This window comes from Azonexus hydrophilus, from assembly GCF_001956855.1.
GTDB lineage: Bacteria > Pseudomonadota > Gammaproteobacteria > Burkholderiales > Rhodocyclaceae > Azonexus > Azonexus hydrophilus_A.
Genome location: NZ_MTHD01000005.1, coordinates 165,124 through 189,617 on the forward strand (window position 1 = coordinate 165,124; position 24,494 = coordinate 189,617).

The window sequence follows — 24,494 nt, forward strand, 5'->3', positions numbered from 1 at the left end:
TTGAACAAAAAATCAGATTTCTTCGGGCGCCTGGGCGCGAATCGCCAGTGCATGTATCCGGCCGCGCATCAGGTCGCCCGCTGCATCGTACACCAGACGATGACGGGCGAGTGTGCTTTTTCCGGCAAATGCCGTTGCCACGATGTCCAGCTTGAAGTGGCCGCCATCGCGCGCGCCGGCGTGCCCGGCGTGGCGGTGCGATTCATCCTCGATGGTCAGGGCCAGCGGTGACAGTACGGCCAGACGCTCGCGCAGCAGGTCAATGGTTGCCGCGTGCATCAGGCGGGCAGCACTTTCTTGAACGGCTTGACGGTGACTTTTTCGTAGACACCGGCAGCCACGTAGGGGTCGGCATCGGCCCAGGCGCGGGCGGCTGCCAGCGAGGCGAACTCGGCAATGATGATGCTGCCGGAGAAGCCGGCGACACCCGGATCGGGCGAGTCGATGGCGGGGCAGGGGCCGGCCAGGATCAGGCGGGCTTCCTGTTGCAGTGCCAGCAGGCGTTCGACATGAGCCGGGCGGGCGGCCATGCGTTGTTCCAGCGTGCCGGCACGATCTTCACCGATGATGGCGTAGAGCATCATTTGTCTTCCTCGACGTATTTCGACAGCATGGCGCCCTGGGCCAGGATGAAAACGAACATCAGGCCCATGCCACCGAAGAGTTTGAAATTGACCCAGGTATCGGTCGGAAAATTGAAGGCGATCACCAGATTGAGCACGCCCATGACAACAAAGAAGGCGATCCAGGCCAGATTGAGCCGCTGCCAGATCGTCTCGGGCAGCTTCAGTTGTTCACCAAGCATGGTCTTGATCGCGTTTTTCTTCATGAACAGCGTGGCGAAGCCCATGCTGCCAGCGAACACCCAGTAGAGGATGGTCGGCTTCCATTTGATGAAGGCCTCGTTCTGGAAGGCGAGCGTCATGCCGCCGAAGACGACGACGAGGCCGAGACTGACCCAGAGCATCTTGTCCACCTTGCCGTGGCGGAAATGGACCCAGGCGATCTGGGCCATCGTCGCCAGGATGACGACGACGGTCGCCAGCAGAATTGGTGCCTGGGCCGTGTTGACCGCAGCACCGCCGAGCAGCGTGCCGACCCAGTCGGCGGCAGCGTCCGGGTGGCTACCGGCGTACTTGAAGGCGGCGAAAAACAGGATGACGGGGAAGAGGTCGAAGAGTAGTTTCATGGCGGCGCATTATATACTGCGTCCCGGAAGGCAACGCTCGGACAGGGAAATGCACAAGGTTTTGATCATTGACGACAGCGACATCAATCTGACGCTGATCAGGGCGCTGGTTCTGAAACTCGGGGAATGCGAGCCGATCATGTTCGAGCAGCCGATGAAGGCGCTCGAATGGTGCCGCGAAAATGTGCCGGACCTGGTGATCGTCGATTACATGATGCCGGAGATGGATGGCTTGCGTTTCATCGCGGCCTTCCGTGGATTGCACGGACGGACCGAGATCCCGGTGCTGATGATCACCGCCAACGACCAGAAGGACGTGCGCTATGAAGCCTTGCTCGGTGGCGCCAACGATTTCCTGACCAAACCGATCGACCGCGTCGAGTTCTCGGCGCGGGTGCGCAACATGCTGGCCTTGCGCACCGGCCAGAAATTCCTCGCCGACCGCGCCGCCTTCCTGGCGGACAAGGTTGACGAACGGACACGCGAGATTCGCGAGCGCGAGCGCGAGCTGATCTTCCGGATATCGCGTGCGGCGGAGTTCCGCGACCCGGAAACCGGCGCCCATATCCAGCGCATGGCGCATTATTCCGAGATCATTGCCCGCGGTCTGGATCTCGATGCCGCAACCTGCCGGCTGATCCTGCAGGCGGCACCGATGCACGATGTCGGCAAGATCGGCATCCGCGATTACATCCTGCTCAAGCCGGGTCGGCTGACGCCGCAGGAATTCGAGATCATGAAACGTCATGCCGAACTCGGGCACGAACTGCTCAAGGACAGCGGTTCGGAAATCATGCAGGCCGGGGCGGAAATTGCGCTGGCCCATCACGAGAAATACGATGGCAGCGGTTATCCGAAAGGCCTCAAGGGCCAGGCCATTCCGCTGTTCGGGCGGATTGTCGCGGTTGCCGACGTATTCGACGCGTTGACGTCCGAGCGGCCGTACAAGAAGGCCTGGGCACTGGACGACGCCCGGCGTTTCCTGGAAGAGGGGCGGGGGAAGCATTTTGACCCGCTCTGTATCGAAGCCTTCCTGGCTGGCTGGGATGAGGCACTTGAAATTCATCAGCGTTTCCGCGATGACGAAGCCCCTGCGATCTGAACAGACGCTGACCGGAGCCACGCATGATCAAACCTTTCATTCTCGACAAGTCCGTCATCCTGGAAAGGCTGGGCGGTGACGAGGAAATTTATTCAATGATGCTCGACATGTTCCTGCAGGATGTCGACAACAACTGTGCGGCCTTGCAGGCAGCCGCCGCATCCGGTGATCAGGCGCTGTTGCAGCGCGAAGCGCATACCGTCAAGGGGCTGCTCGCCACCTTTTCCGACGATGCCGGCGCGGCTGTGGCTTTCACGCTGGAACAGCAGGCCAGGGCCGGCAGACAGGCCGAGGCGGCAAGCCTGGTTACCGCGGTTGTCGCCCGTATCGGCGAAGTTGCCGGTGTCTTGCGCGGGCAGTCAGGCGGGTAGTTCCAGGAAGTCGGAAGCAGCTTCCGGGTCGGCACCGGGCTGGTAGGGAACGACGCCGAGCAGCGGCGCGAGCAGCAATTCCTCGAGTGTTGCCAGATTTTCGTCGAAACGCAGCATGTCCGGCGTCACGCAGTTGGCGACCCAGCCGGCGATGATCAGCCCGCGGGCGGCAATCGCTTCCGCCGTCAGCAACGCATGATTCAGGCAGCCGAGGCGCATGCCGACGACCAGGATCACCGGCAGTTGCAACTGGGCGGCGAGATCGGCGCCGTTGCGGTCGATGCCGAACGGCACGCAGAAGCCGCCAGCCCCTTCGACGATGACGAAATCCGCCTGCTGGCGGGCGCTGCGCACGGTTTCCGCGATGCGGTCGAAATCGATTTCGACGCCGTCTTCGGCCGCCGCGATATGCGGTGCGATGGCCGGCGCAAAACAATAGGGATTGACGATGTCCGCTGGCAGTTGCAGGCTGCTGGCGGCGCGCAGGCGCAGCACATCGTCGTTGTCGCCGCGTTCGTCGGTGCCGGCGGCAACCGGTTTCAGGCCGACGGCCGTGCGTCCGGCGCGGCGGGCGCGATGCAGCAGGGCACAGGCAACGTGGGTCTTGCCGACATCGGTGTCGGTACCGGTCAGGAAAAAGGCTGTAGTCATGGCTGGGCGTGCAGGTGAATGATGTCGTAGCTTAGCGGCAGACCGGCGGGCTGGCGCAGGTTTTCGTAGGCGGCTTCGACGCGGGCCAGCGCGGAACGGCTCATCAGGCCGGTGCGCCGTCCGGCGCCGAGCTGGTTGGCGCCAACTGCCTTGACCGCCAGCAGCAGGCTGCGCAGATCGGGATAGAACGCGGTTTCCCGGTGATTTTCGATGTTGACCGCAGAAAACCCGGCGGCCCTGGCCAGCGTGGCGACTTCGTCGGTACTGTGGAAGCTCAGGGTGTGGCGGTGTGCGTCGACGCCGTCAAAGGCCGTGCGCAATTCGTGGAAGGTCGCCGGTCCCAGGCTGGCCAGCGCGAGATGACCGTCACCGCGCAATACCCGCCGGGCTTCGCCCAGCGCCTGCGCGAGGTTGCACCATTGCACGGCCAGGCTGGACCAGTAGAGGTCGATGCAATTACCGGTCAGCGGCAGTTGTTCGAGATCACCGGCCAGGCGTCGGCAGGGGGCGGCTATGCGTTGCAACATTGCGGTCGACAGGTCGAGGGCGATGATTTCGCCGGTCGGAAAACGTTGTTGCAGCAAGCCTCGGGCATAGCCGGTGCCGCAGCCGGCATCGAGAATGCGCCCGCCCGGCGCGCAGGCCGGCAGCGCTGCGGCCAGCCGGTCGCAGATCAGGCGCTGAACGCCGGCGGCCGCATCATAGGTGGCGGCTGCGCGTTCGAACGACTGGCGCACGCGCGCCCGGGGCGGTCTAGTCATGCAGGAAATTGCGCACGCTGGTGATGAATTCGTCCGGGCGCGACAGGAAGGGCGCATGGGCGCAGTCGGCGAAAATCTCCAGCCAGGCACCCGGGATCAACGCTGTCAGCGCCTGCGCGGCGGCGGGCGGCATCAGCGGATCGGCGCCGCCGTGGAGCAGCAGGGTCGGCACCTTGACCTGACCGGCGGCGTCGCGCAGATCGACGTCGCGCAGCCAGCGCAGGCCGCTGGCCAGCACTGCGTCGTCAGGCAGCGGGTCGGCCAGTGCCAGCAGTTCGCGGGTCACGTCCTTGGCCCGGCTGTCGCCACGGTTGAAGCCGCCGACGAAACGCGGCAGCATGCCCGCCGCATCGGCGGCAACGGCGGTGGTGAATTCAGCCAGCGTGGCTTGCGGCATGGCATGGGGCCAGCCGTCGCGCTGGACGAAGGACGCCGTGCCGGCGACCAGCACCAGCTTGCCGACCTTTTCCGGGTGACGGGCGGCGACGGCCAGCGCCAGTTGCGCGCCGATCGACCAGCCGGCCAGCGTTGCACCCGCCGGCAGGGCGCTGGCGATGGCGTCGGTGGCGGCGGTGAAATCGTCGATCAGCGGTGTTTCGCGGTAGCCCGGCAGGTCGAAAAACTGGCCATTCAGGGCGTCGACCGCAGTATTCAGCGGGCCACGGCCGAGACACCAGCCGGGGATGAAAAACAGGGGTGCGTTCATGCGAGTTCCTTCAAGGTGGCGACCAGTCGGTCGATGTCGTCCGGTGTATGGGCCGCCGACAGGCAGATGCGCAGGCGGGCGGTGCCCCGGGGCACCGTCGGCGGGCGGATGGCTGGCACCCACAGGCCGCGTGACCACAGGGCCTGGGCCAGATCGAGCGTGGCCTGGTTGTCGCCGACGATCAGCGGCTGGATCGCCGTTATCGATGCCGGCAGCGTCCACGGCAAGGTGGCGACGCCGCTGCGCAGACGGGCAACGTTGGCGAACAGCTGCCGGCGCAGCGCCTCGCCGCCGGCAATGCGCTGCAAGCTGGCGCGCAGCGCACAGGCGACGGCTGGCGGCGCGGCGGTGGTGAAGATGTAGCTGCGGGCCTTGTTGAGCAGGTAATCGATGGCCGTGGCCGAGCCGGCGACGAAGGCACCGCCGACGCCGGCGGCCTTGCCCAGCGTGCCCATCAGCAGGATGCGTGGCGACGTCGGCAGGTTGAAGTGAGCCAGGCTGCCACGGCCTTGCGCACCGAGCACGCCGAAGCCGTGCGCATCGTCGATCACCAGCCAGGCGTCGAAACGCTCGGCCAGCGCCAGCAGCGCCGGCAGCGGCGCGAGGTCGCCGTCCATGCTGAACACCGCGTCGGTGACGATCAGTTTGTTGCGCGCCGTGCTGGCGGCGAGCAGGCGTTTCAGCGCGCCGACATCGTTGTGCGGATAGCGCTGGACATCGGCGCCGTTGGCCTTGGCCAGTTGCATCGCGTCGATCAGCGAGGCGTGGTTCAGTTTGTCGGCGAAGACTGCATCGCCGCGCCCGGCCAGCGTCGGCGTGACCGCCAGGTTGGCCAGGTAACCGGTGGAAAACGTCAGCGTGCGCGGGAAGCCGGTGAAGGCGGCGAGTTCCTGCTCCAGCGCCTCATGCGGTTCGAGATGGCCGCTGACCAGATGCGCCGCACCGCTGCCGGCGCCCCAGGCCAGTGCGCCGTCGGCCATTGCCCGGGCCAGCCCGGGATCGCCGGCCAGACCGAGGTAATCGTTGCTGGCGAAATTGAGCATTTCCCGGCCGTCGACCGCAGCAATGCGGCCGCAGGGCGAGGCCAGCACGCGCCGGCGGCGGCTCAGGCCGGCGGCGGCGATTTCGGCGAGTTCTGTGCTCAGGCGGTCGTCAAGGGACATGCTTTCCTCAAGCCAGTGGCGGGTTGAGCCGGGCCCACAGCAGCAGCAATACCGCAGCCGCCGCCAGCCAGGCGAGGGTCGCCGAGACCAGCGTCAGGGTCAGCGACAGGCGCACGCTGAGCCAGTACACGGCCAGCAGGTAGACGGCGTACGGAATCAGCGACCACAGGCCGAACAGCGCCGTGGCGCGCAGGTCGTCGGTGCCGCGTTCGCTGCCGACGATGAAATGGGCGATCAGCGCGAAGGTTGGAAACAGCGGCACCAGGCCGGCGATGTAGAAGCTCTTGGTGCGCGACAGCAGCGCGATCAGCAGTACGGCCAGCGCGCCGAGCAGCGATTTGAGGAACAGGCCGGTCATGCCAGTGCGCTCTCCAGTGCGTTGGCGACGGCAGCGCCGAGGCGGGTGATTTCGTCATCGCTGACGATGTAGGGTGGCATCAGGTAAACGGTGTTGCCGATCGGCCGGATCAGCGCTTCGTTGTCCAGTGCGGCGCGGTAGAACTTGCGCGAGAAGTGCGGGTCGTCGGTGGCGACGTCGAAGGCGGCGATCATGCCATGCTGACGCAGGTGCTTTACGTGCGGATGGTCGGCCAGCGGCGCCAGCGCGGCACCGATTTTTACCGATTTTTGCCGGTTGACCGCAATAACGTCGTCCTGCGCAAAAATGTCCAGCGTCGCCAGCGCGGCGCGGCAGGCGAGCGCGTTGCCGGTGTAGGAATGCGAGTGCAGGAAGGCGCGGGCGACCGAATCGTCGAGGAAGGCGGCGTAGATGCTGTCGCTGCTCAGGACGACCGACAGCGGCAGGTAACCGCCGGAAATGCCTTTCGACAGGCACATCAGGTCGGGCCGGATGTCGGCCTGCTCATGGGCGAAGAAAGTGCCGGTGCGGCCAAAACCAACAGCAATTTCGTCGCAGATCAGATGCACCTCGTGCCGGTCGCACAACTGGCGGGCCAGGCGCAGGTATTCCGGGTCGTACATCGCCATGCCGGCGGCGCCTTGCACCAGCGGTTCGACGATCAGCGCGGCGGTGCGTGCGCCGTTTTTCTCCAGCCAGTCGGCAAGGCCGGCGGCGGCACGGCGGGCGACGTCGGCCGGCGTTTCACCTGCTTCGGCCAGACGGAAATCGGGCGATGGCAGGACATGCGCCGCGTGGCGGACCAGCGGCGCGTAGGCGTCCTTGAAAATCGCCACATCGGTGACCGCCAGCGCGCCGACCGTCTCGCCGTGGTAGCTGCCGGCGAGGCAGAGGAACTCCGCCTTCTCAGGGCGGCCGACGTTGCGCCAGTAATGAAAGCTCATCTTCAGCGCGATTTCGGTCGCCGAAGCGCCGTCGGAGGCGTAGAAGGCGTGGCCGAGCGATCCTGCGGTCAACGCCGACAAACGTTCGGAAAGCTCGACCACCGGCTGGTGCGTGAAGCCGGCGAGCATCACGTGTTCGAGCGTTGCCAGCTGTTCCGTCAGGGCGGCGTTGATGCGCGGGTTGGCGTGGCCGAACAGGTTGGTCCACCACGAACTGATGCCGTCGAGGTAGCGCCGGCCGTCGAAATCGTAAAGCCAGGCGCCTTCGCCACGGGCGATCGGGATCAGCGGCAGATGCGCCGGCGACGCCGTGTCGGCGTGGTGGCGCATCTGCGTGCACGGGTGCCAGACGGCAGCCTGGCTGCGCGCCAGCCAGTCGGCGTTGCCCGCTCCGCGCATCAATGCAGGTGCGGCGAGGTGGTCGATGCCTGCTCCGGCATTTCGGCATGCACCAGTTCGCCGTCGATGTTGGGGAACATCGGCGCGCCGCAGTCGTCGCAGAATTCCATCGGGAAATGGTGGTCGAGGAAGCGCACTTCCTTGACCCCGGCTTCGCGCAGTGCGGCTTCGATCTCGCCGGCGGCATCGGTGCTTTCGTCCTCGCCGCCGAGCAGCGGCCAGACGATGCCGTGATAGACGGTGTCGCTGTCATTCGGGCCGAGGCCGACGCGGTATTCCTCCATCCGCCGGTCGTAGCACGGGCCGATGACGGCGCGGATGGCGTCGGGCATCAGGCCGAGCGTGGTCTGCAGGAAGGCGATCGACGCCTTGACCGAGTACGGGCGCGAGGCGCGGTCGGCGTTGCGGCAGCCGGCGTGGTATGAATCCGGCAGCAGCGGCTGCCAGGCGCAGCCGGTGAGCAGCGGCTCGAGGCTGGGGCTGCCCTGCTTGAGCCATTCCTTGAGCGCTTCTTCCTTGCTGCCGTCCTTCTCGTTCCAGCGGAACAGCGCGCCGCCGCGCGGCACGGCGATGGCGCCGATGAGGTAGCGGACGTCCGACAGGAAACGGTTGGTTTCGGCCATTTGCGAGGCGTCGACCGCAAGATGCTTGCCGGCCAGCGCAGCTTCACCGAGTTCGCGGGTCAGTTGCCAGGTGTCGCAGAAACTGCGCGGCAACTGATCCGGGCTGAACAGGAAGTCGGCAACGGCGAGTTTGGCGTCGCTGCCGAAGACATGCGCGCCAAGCTGCACGGCGAGCGCCTGCAGCGTGCTCTTCGGCAACGCGCTGGCGGCAATCGAGAAACGCGACCAGGCCAGGATGGGCGCCGCGAACAGCTGAATGTCCCAGGCCTGGCCAGCGGCGTCGAGGCGATTGGTTTCGGCACGCGACTCGACCATGTCGGCGAGTTCGTCGTGGGCGCGCGGATTGGCCTCGAACAGGCGGTCGAGCGCGATATTGATGTCATCCTCGGCGCCGTTCTTCAGCAGGCCGTCGACAGTTTCGGCCAGCTGGCTCTCCCAGTAGGCATCTTCCAGCTTGCCGCCGGATTCCGACAGGCCGGCGGCCAGTCGTTGCAGTTCTGCCGCGTCGCGCGAAAGACGGTCGCGCGCGCCGAAACGGGTACGTTTCATGGAGATTCCAAAAATTCAAAGGAGAGATTTTACCAGCCGGTAAAATGACGCACAGCACAAACCTCATGGAAGTCGAAAATGCTGCTCTTCCTTTCCCCGGCAAAATCGCTGGATTTCAAGACGCCGCCGCATGTTGCAACGCACACGCAGCCGGCTTTCCCCGACCGCTCGCAGGCGCTGATCCGCCAGTTGCGCGCGCTGTCGCCGGCCGACATCGCCAATCTGATGGACCTGTCCGACCCGCTGGCGCTGCTCAATTTCAACCGCTACGCCGACTGGTCGCTGCCGTTTACGCCCGAAAACGCCAAGCAGGCCGTGCTCGCGTTTGATGGCGATGTCTATGATGGCCTGTCGGCGAAGACGCTGTCCGCCGCCGATCTCGACTTCGCCCAGCAGCACGTCCGCATCCTGTCCGGCCTCTACGGCATCCTCAAGCCGCTCGACCTGATGCAGCCCTACCGGCTGGAAATGGGGACGAAGTTCCGCAACGAAGCCGGCAAGGACCTCTACGCCTTCTGGGGCGAGACGCTGCTCGACGCGATCAACGCCGAACTCGACACGCTGTCGCGGCCTGTTGCGGTCAACCTCGCGTCCGAGGAATATTTCAAGGCCGCCGTCGGCCGCAAGTTCAAGGGCGAACTGATCCAGCCGGTGTTCGAGGACTGGAAGAACGGCAAGTACAAGATCATCAGCTTCTTTGCCAAGCGCGCACGCGGGCTGATGACGCGCTACGCGGTGGTCAACCGCCTGCAAACGCCGGAAGGACTGAAGGACTTCGACAGCGACGGCTACGCCTTCGCGCCGGAAGCCTCGGACGACAGGAACTGGGTGTTCAGGCGGCGGCAGGAGTGAAGCGGGCGGAATATCGGCGGTTTTTCGCAGTCGACCGCAGTATTCGGTCAAAAACCGGGCCTCAGTCAAGGCACCCGTATCTCTACGCGCAGTCCCCCGCTGGGTGGCGATTCAGTCCTCAAGGAGCCGCCGTGCGCTTCGATGATACGCCGGGCAAAGTGGTGGCCTAGGCCACTGCCTTTCTTGCCCAGCGAACTCGCAGCCCGAAAATAGGGCGAGCCGAGTTTGATCAGTTCTTCATCGCTCAGGCCGGGCCCGGTATCGCTTATCGTCAGATAAAGGACATCCTCCTTCAGATGGGCCAGCAGTTTGACTGGACTGCCCTCAGGTGAATAACGCAACGCATTGTTCAGCAGATTGCTGATGGCTACGCCAATCAGCGTCGGATCGAGGGAAAAGCTTGCCGTTTCCGGCAGTACCTGCAGGACTACCCGCTCCGTCGCACTCTCTCCCAACTGATGGATGTTTTGCTGCAGCAAGGGGAGCAGGGGGCAAACTTCGCGCGTCATGGGCAGGCTGCCACGATCGAGAGCCTCGGTCATCAGGAAATTGTCGACGAAGCCGGACAGCGTCGCCACGTTGGCGCGAATCTGCGTCAGGCGTTGCTTTTCTGGGGGCGGCAACACAGGCATCTTGATCTGCAGCATCTGCGTGGCTCGGTCGATGGCCGCCAGCGGATTGCGAAATTCGTGCGAGAGCATGGCGACGAAGCGCCGCTGCTCCTCGGCGCGCTGAGACGTCACGGCAGCCTCTTGCTCGGCTGTCGCCTTGTCGTGCTGCAACTGGCGCAGGCGTAGCGCCAGGCCGAAACTCATCACTAACACGTGCACCAGCGGCGCGATCAGGTAGAGATTCGATGTGATCGCGTTCTGTGACAGATAGCCCTGATTGGCGGCGGTGTTGACCAGTGTGCCCAGTGCCGGGATGACGAAGGCGATGAAATAGAGCACCAGTTCGATTCGCCGCTTGCGCCACCAGAAAATCAGCAGCAGACCCATGCTGATGAAGAAGTTCAGGATGTTCAGGTAATTTGCCAGTTTGACCACGTAGAGCACTTCCGCTCGCACTAGGAAAGGCATCAGTGCAAAGGGCAGCAGGGCCAGGTTGAGGAAGATGGTGAACTGATACAGGCGATGGATGTGCGGGAAATGTGTGCGTAGATTGAGTAGGCGGTCCCACATCAGTACGATGGAAATCGCCCCGCCCAGCCAGCCGATACGCGGCAATGCATCGGTAAACCAGGGTAGGTGTGAGGAAAAAAGCACTGGCAGGTAGCCATTGGTGCCAAGGTGAAACAGGGTTTGCGAGGCCACGTAGCCGGCATAGGCGGCCATGGTCACGTCGTGTAGTCGGGCGCCGAGAATGGCGTAGAGCAGTATGGCAACCAGCAGGATGCCGAAGTAGATGCCGCGATGGAAATTGACTTCGGTCTCGTTGGCGACGAAGGCGCTGGGCTGCCATAGTTCGGCCATGACGAGGATGGCGTTGGTCGTGCGCACACGAAAATAGATGGTCGTGTGCTCTGCTAGTTCGAAGGGTACGGCAAACAGCCGAGTCTGCAACGGTCGCTCGTCGTAGGGTCGGTGATAGCCCAGTGCATGGTGCTGGAAGCTGCCCTGCGGTAATTCCACCCAGATATCTACCTCCTCCAGTTCCGGCATGCCAATGGATAAGACCCAGTGGGGCGGGGCGCCGGTGGCGCGATCAAGCTTGACGCGGAACCAGTGGGCATCGGTACCGTAACCCAGGCTGCGAAAATCGGGCAGCGGGGAAAATGGCTGTGCTTGGACGGCTTCGAAGGAGAAGTTTTGGCCGGCATCCGCAAAATGTTCCAGGCGGCCCTCAAGCGACACGCGTGGTGTCTCGGCAGTCAGCGACAGCGTGGTCGCGACAGCCGGACCGGCCAGCAGCCAGATCGTTAGCGCAACGAAAAAACAGGCAATCCGGCGCTTCATTCCATCACCTCGCAGCCTCCGATGAAGGTGTAGCCCTTGCCGTAGCTTGGCCGCACCGGCAGTTCCAGGCCGCAGGCCGCCTGTACCTTGCGTCGCAGGCGACTGGCCGTATTGTCGAGGTTGCGCAGGTTGGACAGGGTTTCCGGCTTGCCCAGACAAGTTAACAATTCCTCGCGCCCGATGGCCAGGCCCGGCCGTTCGAAAAGTGTTGAGAGCAGCCCCACCTCGGCATGCGTCAGTTCGAGCTGGGTGCCGTTCGGTGCTTCCAGGCGCCACTGCCGGGCATTTAGACGCCAGGCGCCGGCTGGCGGCTCGGGCCGATCTACCCGGCGCAGCACGCTGTGGCAGGCCGCCTCGATCACCTCAAGGGAACTGCGTTTGGATAGATAGACATCAGCACCGGCACCCAACCCCAGTACATGATCGTCGTTGGCATCCAGTGCCGTCAGCATGACGATCCCCACAGCGTCCTTTACCCGCACGCGCTGTGCGATCTCCAGCCCACTGGCGCCAGGCAGCGCCACATCGAGCAGCAGTAAATCGAAAGTCGTCGCTGGCCAGATATGGAAGAAAGCTTCAGCGCTGTCGAAACCTTGCGCCGCGAAGCCACGCATGATCAGGAATTCGACCAAATCGGCAAGTAGGCCGGGGTTGTCTTCCACAACAGCGACGAGATAGGGGGGGCGCATGCGTATGCCGAAAAAGAGCGAAACGATCGACGCAGTGTAGTTGGGTTCTTGTGGAATGACAGGGTTTGACAGGATTTGACAGAAACTAATCAGCCAAAAGACATAACAGATTCCTTAGAATCACCCGTTCTCAAGCTGAAACGTCATGTCTACCGACCGGCCAGGCGCATCAGTCGCCGGAGCGGCGCAGCAGGATTTGACGGTCGACTGTCAAAATATGCAAAAAAACACCATGTCCATCACTAACTCGTTCAAATACCTACTTCTGCTTCTCTCTGTCGGTTTCACCCTGCCCACGTGGGCAGACGGCGACACCTGGGGTGCTCATCTCGACGTTGAGGCCAAGGCCGGCAACCGCCGCCATCTTGGCGAGGCAGATCTATTTCTGCCGCTCGCTCAGGGCGCCCGTGTGCTTTACTTTGCCAACGTGCGTACGCGGGTCGATGACCAAGGCAGCCGTGAGGGTAACTTTGGTCTGGGTGTCCGGCACATGCTGGAGAATGGCTGGAATATCGGCGCTTACGGCTATTTCGACCGCCGTCGCTCGTCGGCAACCAATTTTTACTATAACCAGGCCACCGTCGGTCTGGAGGCTCTGGGCCGTGATTTCGATCTGCGCGCCAATGCCTACGTGCCTGTTGGTACGCGTGGCCACAAACTGGGCAGCACCAGTATGGCCGCCGTCGCTGGCAGCACTGTGCAAATCACCACACTGGACTACGAGGAGCGCTCGTTGCAGGGCTTCGACGTGGAAGCCGGCTGGCGCCTGCCCATCTTCGATTCAGAAGCCGGACGACAACTGCGCGTCTATTTTGGCGGCTACCGTTTCAGCGATGCCGGCATCAAGGTCGAAGGCCCGCGCGCCCGCGTTGAGCTGGCTTTCGATGACCTGCCCTGGTTCGGGCGCGGCTCAGCCCTGTTCCTCGGTGCCGAGGCGCAGCATGACAGCGCGCGTGGTGACCAGCAGTTCCTCTCGATGCGTTTGCGCATTCCGCTTGGCAAGGTCGCTCAGTCGCGCAGCACGCTGTCAGCCCAGGCACGCCGCATGACCGCGCCCATCGTCCGCGACGTGGATGTGGTGACGCAAAGCCACGTTGCCTCCCGCCAGGTCGAAACCGCCACGACCACCGCCAACGGCCAAGCCTTTACCCTCGTCACCAGTGATGCAGCGCCGACCGGCGCCGCGCTGGGCGCGGCAGTGAGCGCGGCCGGCAACGACTCGACGGTGCTGCTATCTGGCGTTTTCAACACCGGCAACACGCTGGTCTCGACGCAAATCGGCCAAACGCTGACCGGTACGCTGAGTGTGCGCACCGCTTCCGGCCATACCGCAACTGTCAATACCGGCGCGGCCATCAACGGCGTTAACGCGACCTCGACCATTCAACTCAACGCCGGCGGCAAATTGTCCGGCCTGAGCATCAGCAATGCGTACAGCGGCGGCGGCGGCCGTGCAGTTCTGGTTGCTGATGGCTCGACCGGCGTACATATCACCGGCAACGTCATTTCTGTCACCCAGAGCGGGGCCAATGCCGCTACAGGTATCACTATTGGCCTGAACACAACTGCCACGATCAGCGGCAACACCATCAGCGCCACTGGTAGTGGTGGCGCCACGAACATGATGGCAATCGCCAGCACCAACGCCAGTACGGTTACTGTCAGCGGCAACTCACTAAGCGCCAGCGGCGGCACCGCCAATTATCTGGTGTGGTCCGGCGCCAATACAACCATCACCGCCGACTCAACCGGTAACATCCGCGGCAGCGGCACTTGCAACGGCACCAGCCTATCCGGCAGCGTCGTTTTCACCGACGCTACGCACTGCCCGTAAATGCTTTTTGCCCGGCCGCCTTCAGGTGGTTTGCGGCATCAGCGCCCGCATCCGTCCTTCGAACTCCTTGCGCAGTTCGCGGCGTACCTGCGCTGCCTGGTAGCGGCGGGTTTCCTCGGGCGTGCTTGGTGTAAGCGGCGGGATCGGCGTCGGCTTGCCGTCGGCGTCGACGGCGACCATCGTGAAGAAGCAGGAATTGGCGTGGCGGATGACCTTGGCGCGGATGTCCTCGGTCAGCACCTTGACGCCGATTTCCATCGAGGTGTTGCCGGTGTAATTGACCGAGGCAAGGAAGGTCACCAGTTCGCCGACGTGGATGGCCTGGCGGAACATCACCTGGTCGACCGACAGGGTCACCACGTATTCGCTGGCGTAGCGGGCGGCGCAGGCGTAGGCGACCTGGTCAAGCAGTTTGAGGATGGTGCCGCCGTGAACATTGCCGGAGAAATTGGCCATGTCCGGCGTCATCAGGACGGTCATCGCGAGTTGGTGCTGGGGCAGGTGCATCGTCGGGCTTTCGTGCTGCGGATGAAAAAAGGGCAGGATGAAAATCCTGCCCTTGCTGCGGTCGACCGGAAGAATCCGGCAAAAATCCTCAGTCTTCGAGCAGGCTGCGCAGCATCCACGCGGTCTTTTCATGGACTTCCAGACGCTGCGTCAGCAGGTCGGCAGTCGGCTGGTCGTCGGCTTCGGCAACCACCGGGAAGAGTTTGCGTGCGGTGCGGGCAGTGGCTTCCTGGGCGGCTACCAGATGACGGACCATGTCGTCGGCGCTTGGCACGCCTTCGACTTCCTTGATCGTCGCCAACTTGACGAATTCCTTGTAGGTGCCCGGTGCCGGGAAACCCAGCGCGCGGATGCGCTCGGCGATTAGGTCAAGCGCGTTCCACTGTTCGGTGTACTGGCCCATGAACATCACGTGCAGGCTGTTGAACTGCGGGCCTTTGACGTTCCAGTGGAAGTTGTGGGTCATCAGGTACAGCGTGTAGCTGTCGGCGAGCAGGCCGGAGAGGCCGGCGACAATCTTCTTGCGGTCGGCGTCGGAAATGCCGATGTCGATGCTCGGGGCTTTGGTTTTCTTGGTGCTCATGACGGTTCTCCTGAATTCATGCTGCGGGTTTGCTGAGGCTGTCTTGACCAAATATAGCGCATATCCCGCCGGGCATGCCAATGGAACAAGACTATCGGAGAGATTGCCCAGGCTCATTGAGCAGCAGCGAAGCATCCTTCGGTTTCATGATGCGGAATGCCAGCTTGGTACGCCCGCGCAGCTTCAGCAGCGCCTTGTCCTTGCTGACCAGTAGGTCGGCGCCGCTGCGCTCGGCCAGTTCGAGGAATTTCTGGTCGTCGCGGTCCTTGCAGCGGGGCAGGGGAGCCGCTTCGCCGGCGGGAATGACGGTGACCAATGCGCTGTAGCGCGCGTAGCGCTCGGCGATCATGTCCGGCGTCAGCTTCAGTTGCGGGTAGGTCAGGACGCGGCGCAACTCGTCGAGCGTGCTTTCGTCGACCAGGCATTCGATGCGCCCGGCTTCCAGCGCGGCCATGATTGGCACCGCATCCACATTGGCCCAGTGGAAGAGGTCAAGAACAACGTTGGTGTCGAGGACGATGCGTAACATGGGGCGGGATTATAATGCGCGCCTTTTCAAGCATTTGCCGAAAGTTTGCCGATGTCCCGAATTCTCCTCGCCCCGCTGGAGGGCCTCGCCGATCCGCTATTGCGGAACGTGCTGACGGCGGTCGGCGGTTACGACTGGGGGATCTGCGAATTCGTACGGGTGTCGAACAATGTGCTGCCGGAGAAAACCTTCCAACGGATTTGTCCGGAATTGCTCAACGGCAGCCGGACCGAATCGGGGACACCGATGCGCGTGCAACTGCTCGGTTCCGATCCCGAATTGATGGCGGCCAATGCGCGCCGCCTGGTGACGCTTGACCCGGCCGGCGTCGACATCAACTTCGGCTGCCCGGCGCCGACGGTCGTCCGCCATCGCGGCGGTTCGGCGCTGCTCGGTGAACCGGAACTGCTGCAGCGCATCGTCGCCGCAGTTCGCGCCGAGGTGCCGGTACACATCCCATTCACCGCCAAGATGCGTCTCGGTATCGACGACACCAGCCTGGCCGTCGCCTGCGCGCAGGCGCTGCAGGCTGGCGGCATCGACGAACTGATCGTGCATGCGCGCACCCGGGTCGATGGTTACCGGCCGCCGGCGCGCTGGGAGTGGATCGCGCGCATCCGCGAGAATATCGACATTCCGATCATCGCCAACGGCGAGGTGTGGACGGTTGATGACTACAACGCCTGTCGCGCGGCGACGGCCTGTGCCGACATCATGCTCGGCCGTGGTGCCGTTGCCGATCCGCTGCTGGCGCAGCGCATCCGTGGTCATGACCTGGGCGGCTGGGCGGCGGTGGTGCCGTGCGTCGCCGCCTACTGGCAGGGCGTGCGGTGCAAGGTGTTGCCCGAGCACGCGGGCGGGCGCATCAAGCAGTGGCTGGCGCTGGTACGCCGCAACTACCCGGAAGCCGGCCTGCTGCACGACCGGCTGCGCCCGGTCAAGGAGGCGGACGATATCGATGCGCTGCTGCTCGCCGAGGGCATCCTGCGCGAAAGGCCGCTCGTCGCATGAGCGGGAATTCTCGTTTCATCAGCAGCGCCCAGTCCGGACCGCATGGCGATCTCGACGATCTGTTGCGCCGCCATCTGGCGCATCCCTTCCGCAAGCCGCTGGCCGATTACAACCGTGAAGCCTTCGCCGCTGCGCTGGCGGTACGCGACGCCTGGAATCCGCAGGCGCCGCTGATTGTCGATGCCGGTTGCGGCGTCGGTTGGAGTACGCTGCGCATCGCTGCCGATTTTCCCGATCATTTCGTTTTTGGCGTTGATCAGTCGGTCGACCGCATCAATCGCGGCAAGCCGCTGCCCTTGCCGGCCAACGCCACGCTGGTGCGCGCCGACCTGGTCGACTTCTGGCGTCTGCTGGCAGATAACGGTATCCGGCTGGCGCGGCACTACAACCTGTACCCGAACCCGTGGCCGAAGATCGGCCACCTGGCCCGGCGCTGGCACGGGCACGCGGTTTTCCCGGTATGGCGCGAACTGGGCGGCATCGTCGAATGCCGCAGCAACTGGGCCATCTATATCGAGGAAATGGCGCAGGCGCTTAGCCTGTTGAGCGGCGAGCCGGTCCTGGCCGAGACTTATGCGACCGACGATCCGATGACGCCGTTCGAGAAGAAATACCTCGCCTCCGGCCATGGCCTGTGGCGTTGCCGGGTGGATCTGGGATGAGCAGCATCTGCCAGTCCTGCGGCGCCTGCTGCGCCAGCTTCCGCGTCGATTTTCACCCGGCAGAGCTGGCCGGTGGTGCTTTTGCCTGGGGGCAGGGCGTGCCATCGGCGATGACGGTGCCGGTGACGCCGGCCGTCGTGCGCATGTGCGGCACCGATGACGCCGCGCCGCGCTGCGTGGCGCTGGCCGGAGAGATCGGTCAGGCGGTCAGGTGCACGATTTACGACGAAAGGCCTTCGCCGTGCCGGGAGTTCGACGTTGAGCACGCGGCTTGCCTGCGTGCCAGGCAACGCCATGGGATGTCGATTTAGGTGTGTCTATTACTTTCGTTATATTTCTTCCCGCGCCGTAAAACGTTAATCTCTCGGGCGACTCTGGAGATCAAAAAAAAATGAACGCCGTCTCAGAAGAAAAACAGTTGCAGACCATGCTCAATGGCGTGGACATCCCGCCTTGCCCCGCCGTGCTGGTCGAGCTTGACGCCGAATTGAAGAAGGATGAACCCGATCAGCGTGAGTTGGCGCGCCTGATCACCAAGGACGTGGCGCTCTCCGGGCACGTCATGCAGATTGCCAATTCGCCGGCGTTTTCCACCGGGCACAAGTTGTCGTCGATCACCCAGGCGCTGAACGTGCTGGGTACGCGCCAGGTTTTCAATCTGGTGGTTTCGCAATTGCTGAAGGTGGCGATGTCGGGCAAGACCGACGCCGGGCTGGAGCGTTTCTGGGAAAGTTCGGCACAGACCGCGCGCCTGTCAGCCGAAATTGCCCGTCGGCTGCGCTGCGTCCGCCCGGATATTGCTTATACCTTCGGCTTGTTTCACGATTGTGGCATTCCGCTGCTGATGCGCCGTTTTCCCCAGACAAAGGAAGTGCTGGCCGAAGCCAATGCTGCCGAGGACGCGAGTTTCACGCAGGTCGAGGACATGCGCTTGGGGACCAATCATGCGGTGGTCGGTTATTTTCTCGCACGTCGCTGGCGTTTGCCGAGCGAGGTGGCGGACGCAATCATGCGCCACCACGACTACACTGTTCTGGTCCGGCCGCAGGAATTTTCACAGGTTGTTCAGGCACAGATAGCGGTCAGCGTGCTGGCCGAACACATCATCCGCCTGCATACCCAGGGCGATGGCGAGCACGAATGGGCCAAGGCCGGCCCCGCTGCCTGCGCCTTCTTCAATCTATCGCTTGTCGCCATTGACGATCTGATCGAGGATCTGCGCGACTGGCTGGGCTAGGCCCCGCCAGTCAGCGGTCAGCGTACCAGGTCGAGCAGTTTGGCGAAGGCTTCGTCGAACTGCTTCAGGCCGGCGACCTGCAATTCCTCGCCGACGGCATCGAGATCGATGCCAAGTGCGGTAACTGCTGCCAGTTGATGCGCGGCACCTGCGGCATCGCTGCCCAGTGTGGCGGCTGCTTCGCCATGATCGCGGAAGGCGGCCAGCGTCGCGTCAGGCACGGTGTTGACGGTACCGGCGCCGATCAGTTGCTCGACATAAATCACATCGCGGTAATTGGCGTTCTTGCTCGACGTCGATGCCCACAGCAACATCTGCTGGCGGGCGTTGCCGGGCAGGGCCGGAGCCTGCTGCCAGTCGGCGTAAGCCTGGCGGGCCATGGCGATGGCCGTCTTGCCCTGGAGTTCGGCGGGCAGTTTCGGATCGAGCAGGCTGTCCAGACGGCTGATGAAGACGCTGGCTACCGACGCGATGCGGTCGACCGGCAAACCGGCGGCAAAACGGCGTTCGATGCCGGCCCGGTAGGCGGCCTGGACATCGGCCAGTTGGCCGGATGAGAAGATCAGCGTGACGTTGATGTTGATGCCGTCGGCAATGGCGTCGGCAATCGCCGTCAGGCCGGCCTGGGTTGCCGGAATCTTGATCATCGCGTTCGGCCGGTCGATTTCCGCCCACAGGCGACGGGCGGCGGCCAGCGTGCCGGCAGCATCATCGGCCAGCGTCGGCGAAACCTCGAAGCTGACGAAGCCGGCGGCACCGGCATTCTGTTCGTGGTGCGCCAGGAACAGGTCGCAAGCCTTGCGCACATCCGGCAGGACCAGCGTTTCGAAGCGTTTTTCGGCGTCGACCGCAGTATTTTTCAGTGCCGCCGTGGCTGCCTGGTAGCCGGCATCGGTACGGATGGCGTTGTAGAAAATGGCTGGATTGGATGTGACGCCGGCGATGGCATCGTCGGCGATCCAGCGGGCCAGTTCGCCGGACTCCAGCAGTTGGCGGGAAAGGTTGTCGAGCCAGATCTGCTGGCCGAGTCGGGAAATCGCTGCAATGCGGGACATGGCGGGTCGTCCGTAAACAAAAACGCAAGTCTAGCAGTCTGTGTGCATAAAGGGCATTTATCCCCCTTCGGGTCGGACAAGGCTGTGGATAAGCTCGGGAAAGATGCGCCAATCCATTGAGGGATAAGGGGTTTGGGGTCGGTGCCTGATTTTTGGGCAATTCGTCGCCTGGTCTTCCCGGTAAATGAGCCTGTTGTGGTTCAGGATATGGCGCGCAGGTGAACTAACATATAAAATATATAAGACCTGCGGGTGCCGGCCTGGGAATGCAGTTTTGCGAACCATCAAGCCGTCGCCGTTGTCGTAAAATATTCGTTTCCCTAGAGCAACCCTTTACGAAAGGAAGTCGCCGTGCTTGAAGCCTATCGCGCCCACGTAGCAGAGCGTGCAGCCCTCGGTATCCCGCCGCTGCCCCTGTCCAAGCAACAGACCACTGAACTGGTCGCCCTGCTGAAGAATCCGCCGGCTGGCGAAGAAGCAGCCCTGGTCGAGCTGATCACCTACCGCGTGCCGGCTGGTGTCGATGATGCCGCCAAGGTCAAGGCCGAGTTCCTGGCCAAGGTCGCCAAGGGCGAAGAAGCCTGTGCGCTGATTTCCAAGGAAAAAGCCACCGAACTGCTTGGCACCATGCTCGGCGGTTACAACGTCAAGCCGCTGATCGACCTGCTCGCCTGTCCGACCTGCGGCGCCGTCGCCGCCGAAGGCCTGAAGAAGACCCTGCTGGTGTTCGACTTCTTCCACGATGTCGCCGAACTGGCCAAGGCCGGCAACGCCAACGCCAAGGGCGTGATGCAGTCGTGGGCCGACGCCGAGTGGTTCACCTCGCGTCCGGAAGTCCCGGCTTCGCAGAAGCTGACCGTCTTCAAGGTCACCGGCGAAACCAACACCGACGACCTGTCGCCGGCTCCGGATGCCTGGTCGCGTCCTGACATCCCGCTGCACGCGCTGGCCATGCTGAAGAACGCCCGTCCGGGTATCAACCCTGACGAACCTGGTGCCCGTGGCCCGATCAAGCAACTCGAAGCGCTGGCCGCCAAGGGTAACCTGATCGCCTACGTCGGTGACGTGGTTGGTACCGGTTCTTCGCGCAAGTCCGCCACCAACTCGGTGCTGTGGTTCACCGGCGAAGACATCCCGTTCGTCCCGAACAAGCGTTTCGGCGGTTTCTGCCTGGGTTCCAAGATCGCTCCGATCTTCTTCAACACCATGGAAGATGCCGGCGCCCTGCCGATCGAAATCGATGCCGGTCAGATGGACATGGGCGACGAGATCGAGTTGAAGGTCGACCAAGCTACCGGCAAGGTCACCGCGCTGAAGAATGGCGCCGTGATTGCCGAATCGCAACTGAAGACCCTGGTCATCCTCGACGAAGTCCGTGCCGGCGGTCGTATTCCGCTGATCATCGGCCGTGGCCTGACCACCAAGGCGCGCGAATTCCTCGGCCTGCCGCAATCGACGCTGTTCCGTCTGCCGCAAAACCCGGCTGACGACGGCAAGGGTTACTCGCTGGCCCAGAAGATGGTTGGCAAGGCCTGCGGCGTGACCGGCATCCTGCCGGGTACCTACTGCGAGCCGAAGATGACCACCGTCGGTTCGCAAGATACCACCGGCCCGATGACCCGCGACGAACTGAAAGACCTGGCCTGCCTCGGCTTCTCCGCCGACCTCGTCATGCAGTCCTTCTGCCACACCGCCGCTTATCCGAAGCTGGTCGACGTCAAGATGCACCGCGAACTCCCGTCCTTCATCTCGACCCGTGGTGGCGTCTCGCTGCGTCCGGGCGACGGCGTCATCCACTCCTGGCTGAACCGCCTGCTGTTGCCGGATACCGTTGGTACCGGCGGTGACTCGCACACCCGCTTCCCGATCGGCATCTCCTTCCCGGCCGGTTCCGGTCTGGTCGCCTTTGCCGCCGCCACCGGCGTCATGCCGCTGGATATGCCGGAATCGGTGCTGGTCCGCTTCAAGGGCAAGATGCAGGATGGCATTACCCTGCGCGACCTGGTCAACGCCATTCCGCTGTACGCCATCAAGGCCGGCCTGCTGACCGTAGAGAAGAAGGGCAAGAAGAACGTCTTCTCCGGCCGCATCCTGGAAATCGAAGGCCTGCCGGATCTGAAGGTTGAGCAAGCGTTCGAACTGTCCGACGCCGCCGCCGAGCGTTCCGCCGCTGCCTGCGCGATCGCCCTGAACAAGGAACCGATCGTCGAGTACATGACCTCGAACATCACGCTGATGAAGTGGATGATCGCTGAAGGCTACCAGGACGCCCGCACGCTGAAGCGCCGCATCGCCGCCATGGAAGACTGGATCGCCAACGGCACGCTGCTCAAGGCCGATGCCAACGCTCAGTACGCCGCGGTCATCGAAATCGACCTGGCCGAAGTCACCGAGCCGATCCTGGCCTGCCCGAACGATCCGGACGACGTCAAGATCCTCTCCGAAGTCGCCGGCGCCAAGATTGACGAAGTTTTCATCGGCTCGTGCATGACCAACATCGGCCACTTCCGTGCTGCCGCCAAGGTCCTCGAAGGCAAGTCCGACATCCCGACCCGTCTGTGGATCGCCCCGCCGACCAAGATGGACGCGCTGATCCTGACCGAAGAAGGCTACTACGGCGTCCTCGGCAAGTCCGGCGCGCGCATGGAAATGCCGGGCTGCTCGCTGTGCATGGGTAACCAGGCGCAGATCCGCAAGGGTTCGACGGCGATCTCCACCTCCACCCGCAACTTCCCGAACCGCCTCGGTATCGACACCCAAGTTTATCTGAGTTCCGCCGAACTGGCCGCCATGTGCGCCCTGGCCGGTCGCATCGTCACGGTGCCGGAGTACATGGAGCAGATCAAGCTTGTGAACGCCAAGGCCGGTGAAGTCTATCGCTACATGAACTTCGATCAGATTCCGGAGTTTGTCGAGCAGGCTGCGACTGTAGAGATGTAAGTTGCGAAAATCGGCCGGTTTTGCCGGTCGACCGCAGCAATCTGAAAAAGCCCCCGCCGGGAAACCGGCGGGGGCTTTTTCGTAGGATCAACTGACTGCCTGAGCGCGGTGTGTCCTGATGGGCAGGATTCGTGGAGGGGGTGATCTCGGAATTTGACCAATATCAAATCCTCGAGGGCGATGATAATTTCATCCGGTCACCAACAAAGCCATGACCGGAGCGGATCGATGTGCAAACACCAGGCAATCGACGTGGCCGTGCTGCTCGGCAGTCTGCCTCAATTCTCGGCGCTTTCACCGGCCGAGCTCGCCACGCTCGCCGCTGGCGCCACTCACATCTTCGCAACCCGGGGCCAGATGCTGGTCCGGCAGGGCGATCTCTGCCAAGGCATGTTCATTGTCCTCGACGGTCAGGTGAAGCTCGCCTTCATCTCGTCGCAGGGCCACGAAAAGGTGATTCAGGTCGTGCGGCCGGGGCAGGTGTTCTGCGAGGCGATGCTTTTCGTCGATCAGCCTTACGCGTTCTTTTCGCAGGCACTCTGCGACTTGGCATTAGTTCACCTGACCAAGAGCTGCATGCTCGAGGTGATGGCAGGCAATCCGGGCCTGATGCGCCACTTTCTGGCCGGTGTTGCCAGTGGCTACCATCGGCTGCTGATAGAGCACAAGACGATCCGGCTGTACAGCGCTACCGAGCGCACTGTCCGTTACCTGTTCGCCGAACTGGCGTCTTCCGGCCGGCTGTGTGATGGCGCGGTGATCGATCTCGATGTCGCCAAGGGCCTGATCGCCTCACAACTGAACCTGACTCAGGAGCATTTTTCCCGGGTCTTGCGCGAACTGCACCAGTTGGGCACGATCGTCCTCAAGGGGCGGCGCGTCGTCATCCCGGAGATGTCGGCCCTGGCGGCTTGTCTATCAGGTCAGCCGCTCACCGGTGGCGTCTGGACAAAGCTGCCGGCGATGTAAAACCCGCCGGCGTAGCAGTGGGCAGTTTTCGCCAATCGCTGCCTGAGTCTGTTGCCCGTGCTCGAGATAGGCTTGGTTATGTGGCACAGCGGTGCCGGTGGTTCGCTATGCTTGGAGTTATGTTTTTAAAGGGGAATTGGCTTCCGGGCTGGAAGATTTTTCGGAATGGTGTAGAGTAAGGGCGTAGCAGTAGCCTTTCAGGAGATCAAAATGGAAATCGCATCTGTAGGCGCATCCGGTGCATATGCCAGTACCAGCGTTCAGTCGGCCCGTCCGCAGCCTGCGCAGGAGCAGCAGCAGGTGGAAAGTCGTGCGCAGCAATTGCGTCCGGACCAGCAGGTTCAGCAGACCGAGGAAGCATCGCGTCCGGTCACCAATGCCCAGGGGCAGCAGACCGGCACGTTGATCAACACCACGGCTTGAGCGCGCCGCGCGTGGCGCGGTTTGATGGGTTGAGGTGGCAACGATGATTTCCGGAGCACAAGGCAGCAGTTCAGCGGCATTGGGTCAGTTGCAGATGCAACAGGCTCAGCGCAATGCCGAGCAGGCCGAGCAGCGTGCCCGGGCCTTGCAGACCCAGGCACGGGCTGCGCAGCAGGAGGCCGTACAGGCCCAGAGTAATGCCCGGGAACTGCAGACCAGTTCGGTTCAGGCGCGTGGCGATGCCGACAGTGCCCGGCGAAATGTCTCCACGTTGCAGTCAGTTGGCGAAGTCAATACGCAGTTGGGCGCCCTGCGCGAGCAGATCGCCAATGTGCTCGCTCCCCCGGCAGCGGAGACAGAGGCGCCGGCAGCCTACACCAATGCGGAAGGTCAGGCGACAGGTACGCTGATCAACGTGACGGCCTGATCTGG

28 protein-coding genes are annotated in these 24,494 nt (G+C 63.2%); 12 read left to right on the forward strand and 16 right to left on the reverse strand.

The features are described from left to right. Positions 1–12: 12 nt before the first annotated feature. Genes BJN45_RS14255 through BJN45_RS14265 form a run of 3 tightly spaced genes read right to left on the reverse strand, consistent with a single transcriptional unit; the run spans position 13 to position 1,189 of the window. Positions 13–279 carry a BolA family protein gene (locus BJN45_RS14255; RefSeq protein WP_076096384.1) on the reverse strand — a complete coding sequence of 89 codons (267 nt, stop codon included), beginning with the start codon at positions 277–279 and terminating at the stop codon, positions 13–15. Continuing rightward, complete coding sequence (locus tag BJN45_RS14260) at positions 279–581, reverse strand: YciI family protein (protein WP_076096758.1); 303 nt, start codon at positions 579–581, stop codon at positions 279–281. The genes BJN45_RS14255 and BJN45_RS14260 overlap by 1 nt, the downstream gene beginning before the upstream one ends. Then, positions 581–1,189, reverse strand: coding sequence for a septation protein A (locus BJN45_RS14265; protein WP_076096386.1), 609 nt, complete (start codon positions 1,187–1,189; stop codon positions 581–583). Before BJN45_RS14265 ends, BJN45_RS14260 begins: the two co-directional genes overlap by 1 nt. Positions 1,190–1,238: 49 nt before the next feature. Between BJN45_RS14265 and BJN45_RS14270 the strand changes: the two genes are divergently transcribed. Further along, positions 1,239–2,291: an HD domain-containing phosphohydrolase gene (locus BJN45_RS14270; protein ID WP_076096388.1), complete on the forward strand. Its 1,053-nt coding sequence runs from the start codon at positions 1,239–1,241 to the stop codon at positions 2,289–2,291. Positions 2,292–2,314: 23 nt separating this feature from the next. Beyond that, on the forward strand, positions 2,315–2,662 hold the full coding sequence (locus BJN45_RS14275; RefSeq protein WP_076096390.1) for an Hpt domain-containing protein: 348 nt from the start codon (positions 2,315–2,317) through the stop codon (positions 2,660–2,662). On the opposite strand, the gene bioD is transcribed toward BJN45_RS14275, so the two are convergent. The 7 genes from bioD to BJN45_RS14310 are packed head-to-tail and all read right to left on the reverse strand — an operon-like array spanning position 2,651 to position 8,816. Beyond that, entirely contained in the window at positions 2,651–3,313 is a 663-nt protein-coding gene (gene bioD / locus BJN45_RS14280) for a dethiobiotin synthase (protein ID WP_076096391.1), read from the reverse strand. The two genes, BJN45_RS14275 and bioD, sit on opposite strands and share 12 nt — an antisense overlap. Then, a complete protein-coding gene (gene bioC, locus BJN45_RS14285; protein WP_083651320.1) occupies positions 3,310–4,074 on the reverse strand; it encodes a malonyl-ACP O-methyltransferase BioC in 765 nt (254 codons plus the stop codon). Before bioC ends, bioD begins: the two co-directional genes overlap by 4 nt. After that, entirely contained in the window at positions 4,067–4,780 is a 714-nt protein-coding gene (locus BJN45_RS14290; protein WP_076096393.1) for an alpha/beta fold hydrolase, read from the reverse strand. Before BJN45_RS14290 ends, bioC begins: the two co-directional genes overlap by 8 nt. Further along, positions 4,777–5,943 carry an 8-amino-7-oxononanoate synthase gene (gene bioF, locus BJN45_RS14295; RefSeq protein ID WP_076096395.1) on the reverse strand — a complete coding sequence of 389 codons (1,167 nt, stop codon included), beginning with the start codon at positions 5,941–5,943 and terminating at the stop codon, positions 4,777–4,779. The genes BJN45_RS14290 and bioF overlap by 4 nt, the downstream gene beginning before the upstream one ends. Positions 5,944–5,950: 7 nt before the next feature. Continuing rightward, a complete protein-coding gene (locus BJN45_RS14300) occupies positions 5,951–6,301 on the reverse strand; it encodes a GlpM family protein (protein ID WP_076096397.1) in 351 nt (116 codons plus the stop codon). After that, positions 6,298–7,644, reverse strand: coding sequence for an adenosylmethionine--8-amino-7-oxononanoate transaminase (bioA, locus tag BJN45_RS14305; RefSeq protein ID WP_076096399.1), 1,347 nt, complete (start codon positions 7,642–7,644; stop codon positions 6,298–6,300). Before bioA ends, BJN45_RS14300 begins: the two co-directional genes overlap by 4 nt. Then, a complete protein-coding gene (locus BJN45_RS14310) occupies positions 7,644–8,816 on the reverse strand; it encodes a DUF2863 family protein (protein WP_076096401.1) in 1,173 nt (390 codons plus the stop codon). The genes bioA and BJN45_RS14310 overlap by 1 nt, the downstream gene beginning before the upstream one ends. Positions 8,817–8,894: 78 nt before the next feature. Between BJN45_RS14310 and yaaA the strand changes: the two genes are divergently transcribed. Continuing rightward, entirely contained in the window at positions 8,895–9,668 is a 774-nt protein-coding gene (gene yaaA / locus BJN45_RS14315) for a peroxide stress protein YaaA (RefSeq protein WP_076096403.1), read from the forward strand. A gap of 65 nt (positions 9,669–9,733) precedes the next feature. Here the strand turns inward: yaaA and BJN45_RS14320 are convergent, their stop codons facing one another. Both BJN45_RS14320 and BJN45_RS14325 read right to left on the reverse strand, forming a co-directional pair. Beyond that, positions 9,734–11,623, reverse strand: a complete 1,890-nt coding sequence (locus BJN45_RS14320; RefSeq protein ID WP_076096405.1) for a sensor histidine kinase — start codon at positions 11,621–11,623, stop codon at positions 9,734–9,736. Continuing rightward, complete coding sequence (locus BJN45_RS14325) at positions 11,620–12,312, reverse strand: response regulator transcription factor (protein WP_076096407.1); 693 nt, start codon at positions 12,310–12,312, stop codon at positions 11,620–11,622. The genes BJN45_RS14320 and BJN45_RS14325 overlap by 4 nt, the downstream gene beginning before the upstream one ends. Positions 12,313–12,457: 145 nt before the next feature. Here BJN45_RS14325 and BJN45_RS14330 point away from each other — a divergent pair, with 145 nt between their 5' ends. Next, a complete protein-coding gene (locus BJN45_RS14330; protein WP_083651321.1) occupies positions 12,458–14,146 on the forward strand; it encodes an inverse autotransporter beta domain-containing protein in 1,689 nt (562 codons plus the stop codon). A gap of 21 nt (positions 14,147–14,167) precedes the next feature. On the opposite strand, the gene BJN45_RS14335 is transcribed toward BJN45_RS14330, so the two are convergent. The 3 genes from BJN45_RS14335 to BJN45_RS14345 all read right to left on the reverse strand — a co-directional run bounded on the left by BJN45_RS14335 (position 14,168) and on the right by BJN45_RS14345 (position 15,765). Further along, entirely contained in the window at positions 14,168–14,653 is a 486-nt protein-coding gene (locus BJN45_RS14335) for an acyl-CoA thioesterase (RefSeq protein WP_076096411.1), read from the reverse strand. 88 nt (positions 14,654–14,741) lie between these two features. Next, positions 14,742–15,236, reverse strand: a complete 495-nt coding sequence (locus BJN45_RS14340; protein ID WP_076096415.1) for a Dps family protein — start codon at positions 15,234–15,236, stop codon at positions 14,742–14,744. Between the two features lie 91 nt (positions 15,237–15,327). Continuing rightward, positions 15,328–15,765: a putative toxin-antitoxin system toxin component, PIN family gene (locus BJN45_RS14345; RefSeq protein WP_076096417.1), complete on the reverse strand. Its 438-nt coding sequence runs from the start codon at positions 15,763–15,765 to the stop codon at positions 15,328–15,330. Positions 15,766–15,816: 51 nt separating this feature from the next. Here BJN45_RS14345 and BJN45_RS14350 point away from each other — a divergent pair, with 51 nt between their 5' ends. From BJN45_RS14350 to BJN45_RS14365, 4 genes are all read left to right on the forward strand, one after another. Further along, the gene (locus BJN45_RS14350; protein ID WP_076096419.1) at positions 15,817–16,776 is read left to right on the forward strand and encodes a tRNA dihydrouridine synthase; all 960 of its coding nucleotides are present in this window, start codon (positions 15,817–15,819) and stop codon (positions 16,774–16,776) included. After that, positions 16,773–17,438: a tRNA (guanine(46)-N(7))-methyltransferase TrmB gene (gene trmB, locus BJN45_RS14355; protein ID WP_076096421.1), complete on the forward strand. Its 666-nt coding sequence runs from the start codon at positions 16,773–16,775 to the stop codon at positions 17,436–17,438. Before BJN45_RS14350 ends, trmB begins: the two co-directional genes overlap by 4 nt. Next, positions 17,435–17,749: a YkgJ family cysteine cluster protein gene (locus tag BJN45_RS14360; protein WP_076096423.1), complete on the forward strand. Its 315-nt coding sequence runs from the start codon at positions 17,435–17,437 to the stop codon at positions 17,747–17,749. The genes trmB and BJN45_RS14360 overlap by 4 nt, the downstream gene beginning before the upstream one ends. An 80-nt stretch (positions 17,750–17,829) precedes the next feature. Further along, a complete protein-coding gene (locus BJN45_RS14365) occupies positions 17,830–18,675 on the forward strand; it encodes an HDOD domain-containing protein (protein WP_076096425.1) in 846 nt (281 codons plus the stop codon). 17 nt (positions 18,676–18,692) lie between these two features. On the opposite strand, the gene tal is transcribed toward BJN45_RS14365, so the two are convergent. Beyond that, on the reverse strand, positions 18,693–19,730 hold the full coding sequence (gene tal, locus BJN45_RS14370) for a transaldolase (RefSeq protein WP_076096427.1): 1,038 nt from the start codon (positions 19,728–19,730) through the stop codon (positions 18,693–18,695). Between the two features lie 351 nt (positions 19,731–20,081). Between tal and acnB the strand changes: the two genes are divergently transcribed. The 4 genes from acnB (at position 20,082) to BJN45_RS14390 (ending at position 24,489) form a co-directional block, all read left to right on the forward strand. After that, positions 20,082–22,670, forward strand: coding sequence for a bifunctional aconitate hydratase 2/2-methylisocitrate dehydratase (gene acnB / locus BJN45_RS14375; RefSeq protein ID WP_076096429.1), 2,589 nt, complete (start codon positions 20,082–20,084; stop codon positions 22,668–22,670). 228 nt (positions 22,671–22,898) lie between these two features. After that, a complete protein-coding gene (locus BJN45_RS14380) occupies positions 22,899–23,639 on the forward strand; it encodes a Crp/Fnr family transcriptional regulator (RefSeq protein ID WP_076096431.1) in 741 nt (246 codons plus the stop codon). Between the two features lie 210 nt (positions 23,640–23,849). Then, positions 23,850–24,062, forward strand: a complete 213-nt coding sequence (locus tag BJN45_RS14385; protein WP_076096432.1) for a hypothetical protein — start codon at positions 23,850–23,852, stop codon at positions 24,060–24,062. A gap of 43 nt (positions 24,063–24,105) precedes the next feature. Next, positions 24,106–24,489: a hypothetical protein gene (locus tag BJN45_RS14390; RefSeq protein ID WP_139326357.1), complete on the forward strand. Its 384-nt coding sequence runs from the start codon at positions 24,106–24,108 to the stop codon at positions 24,487–24,489. The last annotated feature ends 5 nt before the right edge of the window (positions 24,490–24,494 follow it).

What these genes read in the sequence shown, in the direction of transcription:
- BJN45_RS14255 (WP_076096384.1), bottom strand. Translation starts at nt 279, where the DNA reads ATGCACGCGGCAACCATTGACCTGCTGCGCGAGCGTCTGGCCGTACTG.
- BJN45_RS14260 (WP_076096758.1), bottom strand. Translation starts at nt 581, where the DNA reads ATGCTCTACGCCATCATCGGTGAAGATCGTGCCGGCACGCTGGAACAA.
- BJN45_RS14265 (WP_076096386.1), bottom strand. Translation starts at nt 1,189, where the DNA reads ATGAAACTACTCTTCGACCTCTTCCCCGTCATCCTGTTTTTCGCCGCC.
- BJN45_RS14270 (WP_076096388.1), top strand. Translation starts at nt 1,239, where the DNA reads ATGCACAAGGTTTTGATCATTGACGACAGCGACATCAATCTGACGCTG.
- BJN45_RS14275 (WP_076096390.1), top strand. Translation starts at nt 2,315, where the DNA reads ATGATCAAACCTTTCATTCTCGACAAGTCCGTCATCCTGGAAAGGCTG.
- bioD (WP_076096391.1), bottom strand. Translation starts at nt 3,313, where the DNA reads ATGACTACAGCCTTTTTCCTGACCGGTACCGACACCGATGTCGGCAAG.
- bioC (WP_083651320.1), bottom strand. Translation starts at nt 4,074, where the DNA reads ATGACTAGACCGCCCCGGGCGCGCGTGCGCCAGTCGTTCGAACGCGCA.
- BJN45_RS14290 (WP_076096393.1), bottom strand. Translation starts at nt 4,780, where the DNA reads ATGAACGCACCCCTGTTTTTCATCCCCGGCTGGTGTCTCGGCCGTGGC.
- bioF (WP_076096395.1), bottom strand. Translation starts at nt 5,943, where the DNA reads ATGTCCCTTGACGACCGCCTGAGCACAGAACTCGCCGAAATCGCCGCC.
- BJN45_RS14300 (WP_076096397.1), bottom strand. Translation starts at nt 6,301, where the DNA reads ATGACCGGCCTGTTCCTCAAATCGCTGCTCGGCGCGCTGGCCGTACTG.
- bioA (WP_076096399.1), bottom strand. Translation starts at nt 7,644, where the DNA reads ATGCGCGGAGCGGGCAACGCCGACTGGCTGGCGCGCAGCCAGGCTGCC.
- BJN45_RS14310 (WP_076096401.1), bottom strand. Translation starts at nt 8,816, where the DNA reads ATGAAACGTACCCGTTTCGGCGCGCGCGACCGTCTTTCGCGCGACGCG.
- yaaA (WP_076096403.1), top strand. Translation starts at nt 8,895, where the DNA reads ATGCTGCTCTTCCTTTCCCCGGCAAAATCGCTGGATTTCAAGACGCCG.
- BJN45_RS14320 (WP_076096405.1), bottom strand. Translation starts at nt 11,623, where the DNA reads ATGAAGCGCCGGATTGCCTGTTTTTTCGTTGCGCTAACGATCTGGCTG.
- BJN45_RS14325 (WP_076096407.1), bottom strand. Translation starts at nt 12,312, where the DNA reads ATGCGCCCCCCCTATCTCGTCGCTGTTGTGGAAGACAACCCCGGCCTA.
- BJN45_RS14330 (WP_083651321.1), top strand. Translation starts at nt 12,458, where the DNA reads ATGTCTACCGACCGGCCAGGCGCATCAGTCGCCGGAGCGGCGCAGCAG.
- BJN45_RS14335 (WP_076096411.1), bottom strand. Translation starts at nt 14,653, where the DNA reads ATGCACCTGCCCCAGCACCAACTCGCGATGACCGTCCTGATGACGCCG.
- BJN45_RS14340 (WP_076096415.1), bottom strand. Translation starts at nt 15,236, where the DNA reads ATGAGCACCAAGAAAACCAAAGCCCCGAGCATCGACATCGGCATTTCC.
- BJN45_RS14345 (WP_076096417.1), bottom strand. Translation starts at nt 15,765, where the DNA reads ATGTTACGCATCGTCCTCGACACCAACGTTGTTCTTGACCTCTTCCAC.
- BJN45_RS14350 (WP_076096419.1), top strand. Translation starts at nt 15,817, where the DNA reads ATGTCCCGAATTCTCCTCGCCCCGCTGGAGGGCCTCGCCGATCCGCTA.
- trmB (WP_076096421.1), top strand. Translation starts at nt 16,773, where the DNA reads ATGAGCGGGAATTCTCGTTTCATCAGCAGCGCCCAGTCCGGACCGCAT.
- BJN45_RS14360 (WP_076096423.1), top strand. Translation starts at nt 17,435, where the DNA reads ATGAGCAGCATCTGCCAGTCCTGCGGCGCCTGCTGCGCCAGCTTCCGC.
- BJN45_RS14365 (WP_076096425.1), top strand. Translation starts at nt 17,830, where the DNA reads ATGAACGCCGTCTCAGAAGAAAAACAGTTGCAGACCATGCTCAATGGC.
- tal (WP_076096427.1), bottom strand. Translation starts at nt 19,730, where the DNA reads ATGTCCCGCATTGCAGCGATTTCCCGACTCGGCCAGCAGATCTGGCTC.
- BJN45_RS14380 (WP_076096431.1), top strand. Translation starts at nt 22,899, where the DNA reads ATGTGCAAACACCAGGCAATCGACGTGGCCGTGCTGCTCGGCAGTCTG.
- BJN45_RS14385 (WP_076096432.1), top strand. Translation starts at nt 23,850, where the DNA reads ATGGAAATCGCATCTGTAGGCGCATCCGGTGCATATGCCAGTACCAGC.
- BJN45_RS14390 (WP_139326357.1), top strand. Translation starts at nt 24,106, where the DNA reads ATGATTTCCGGAGCACAAGGCAGCAGTTCAGCGGCATTGGGTCAGTTG.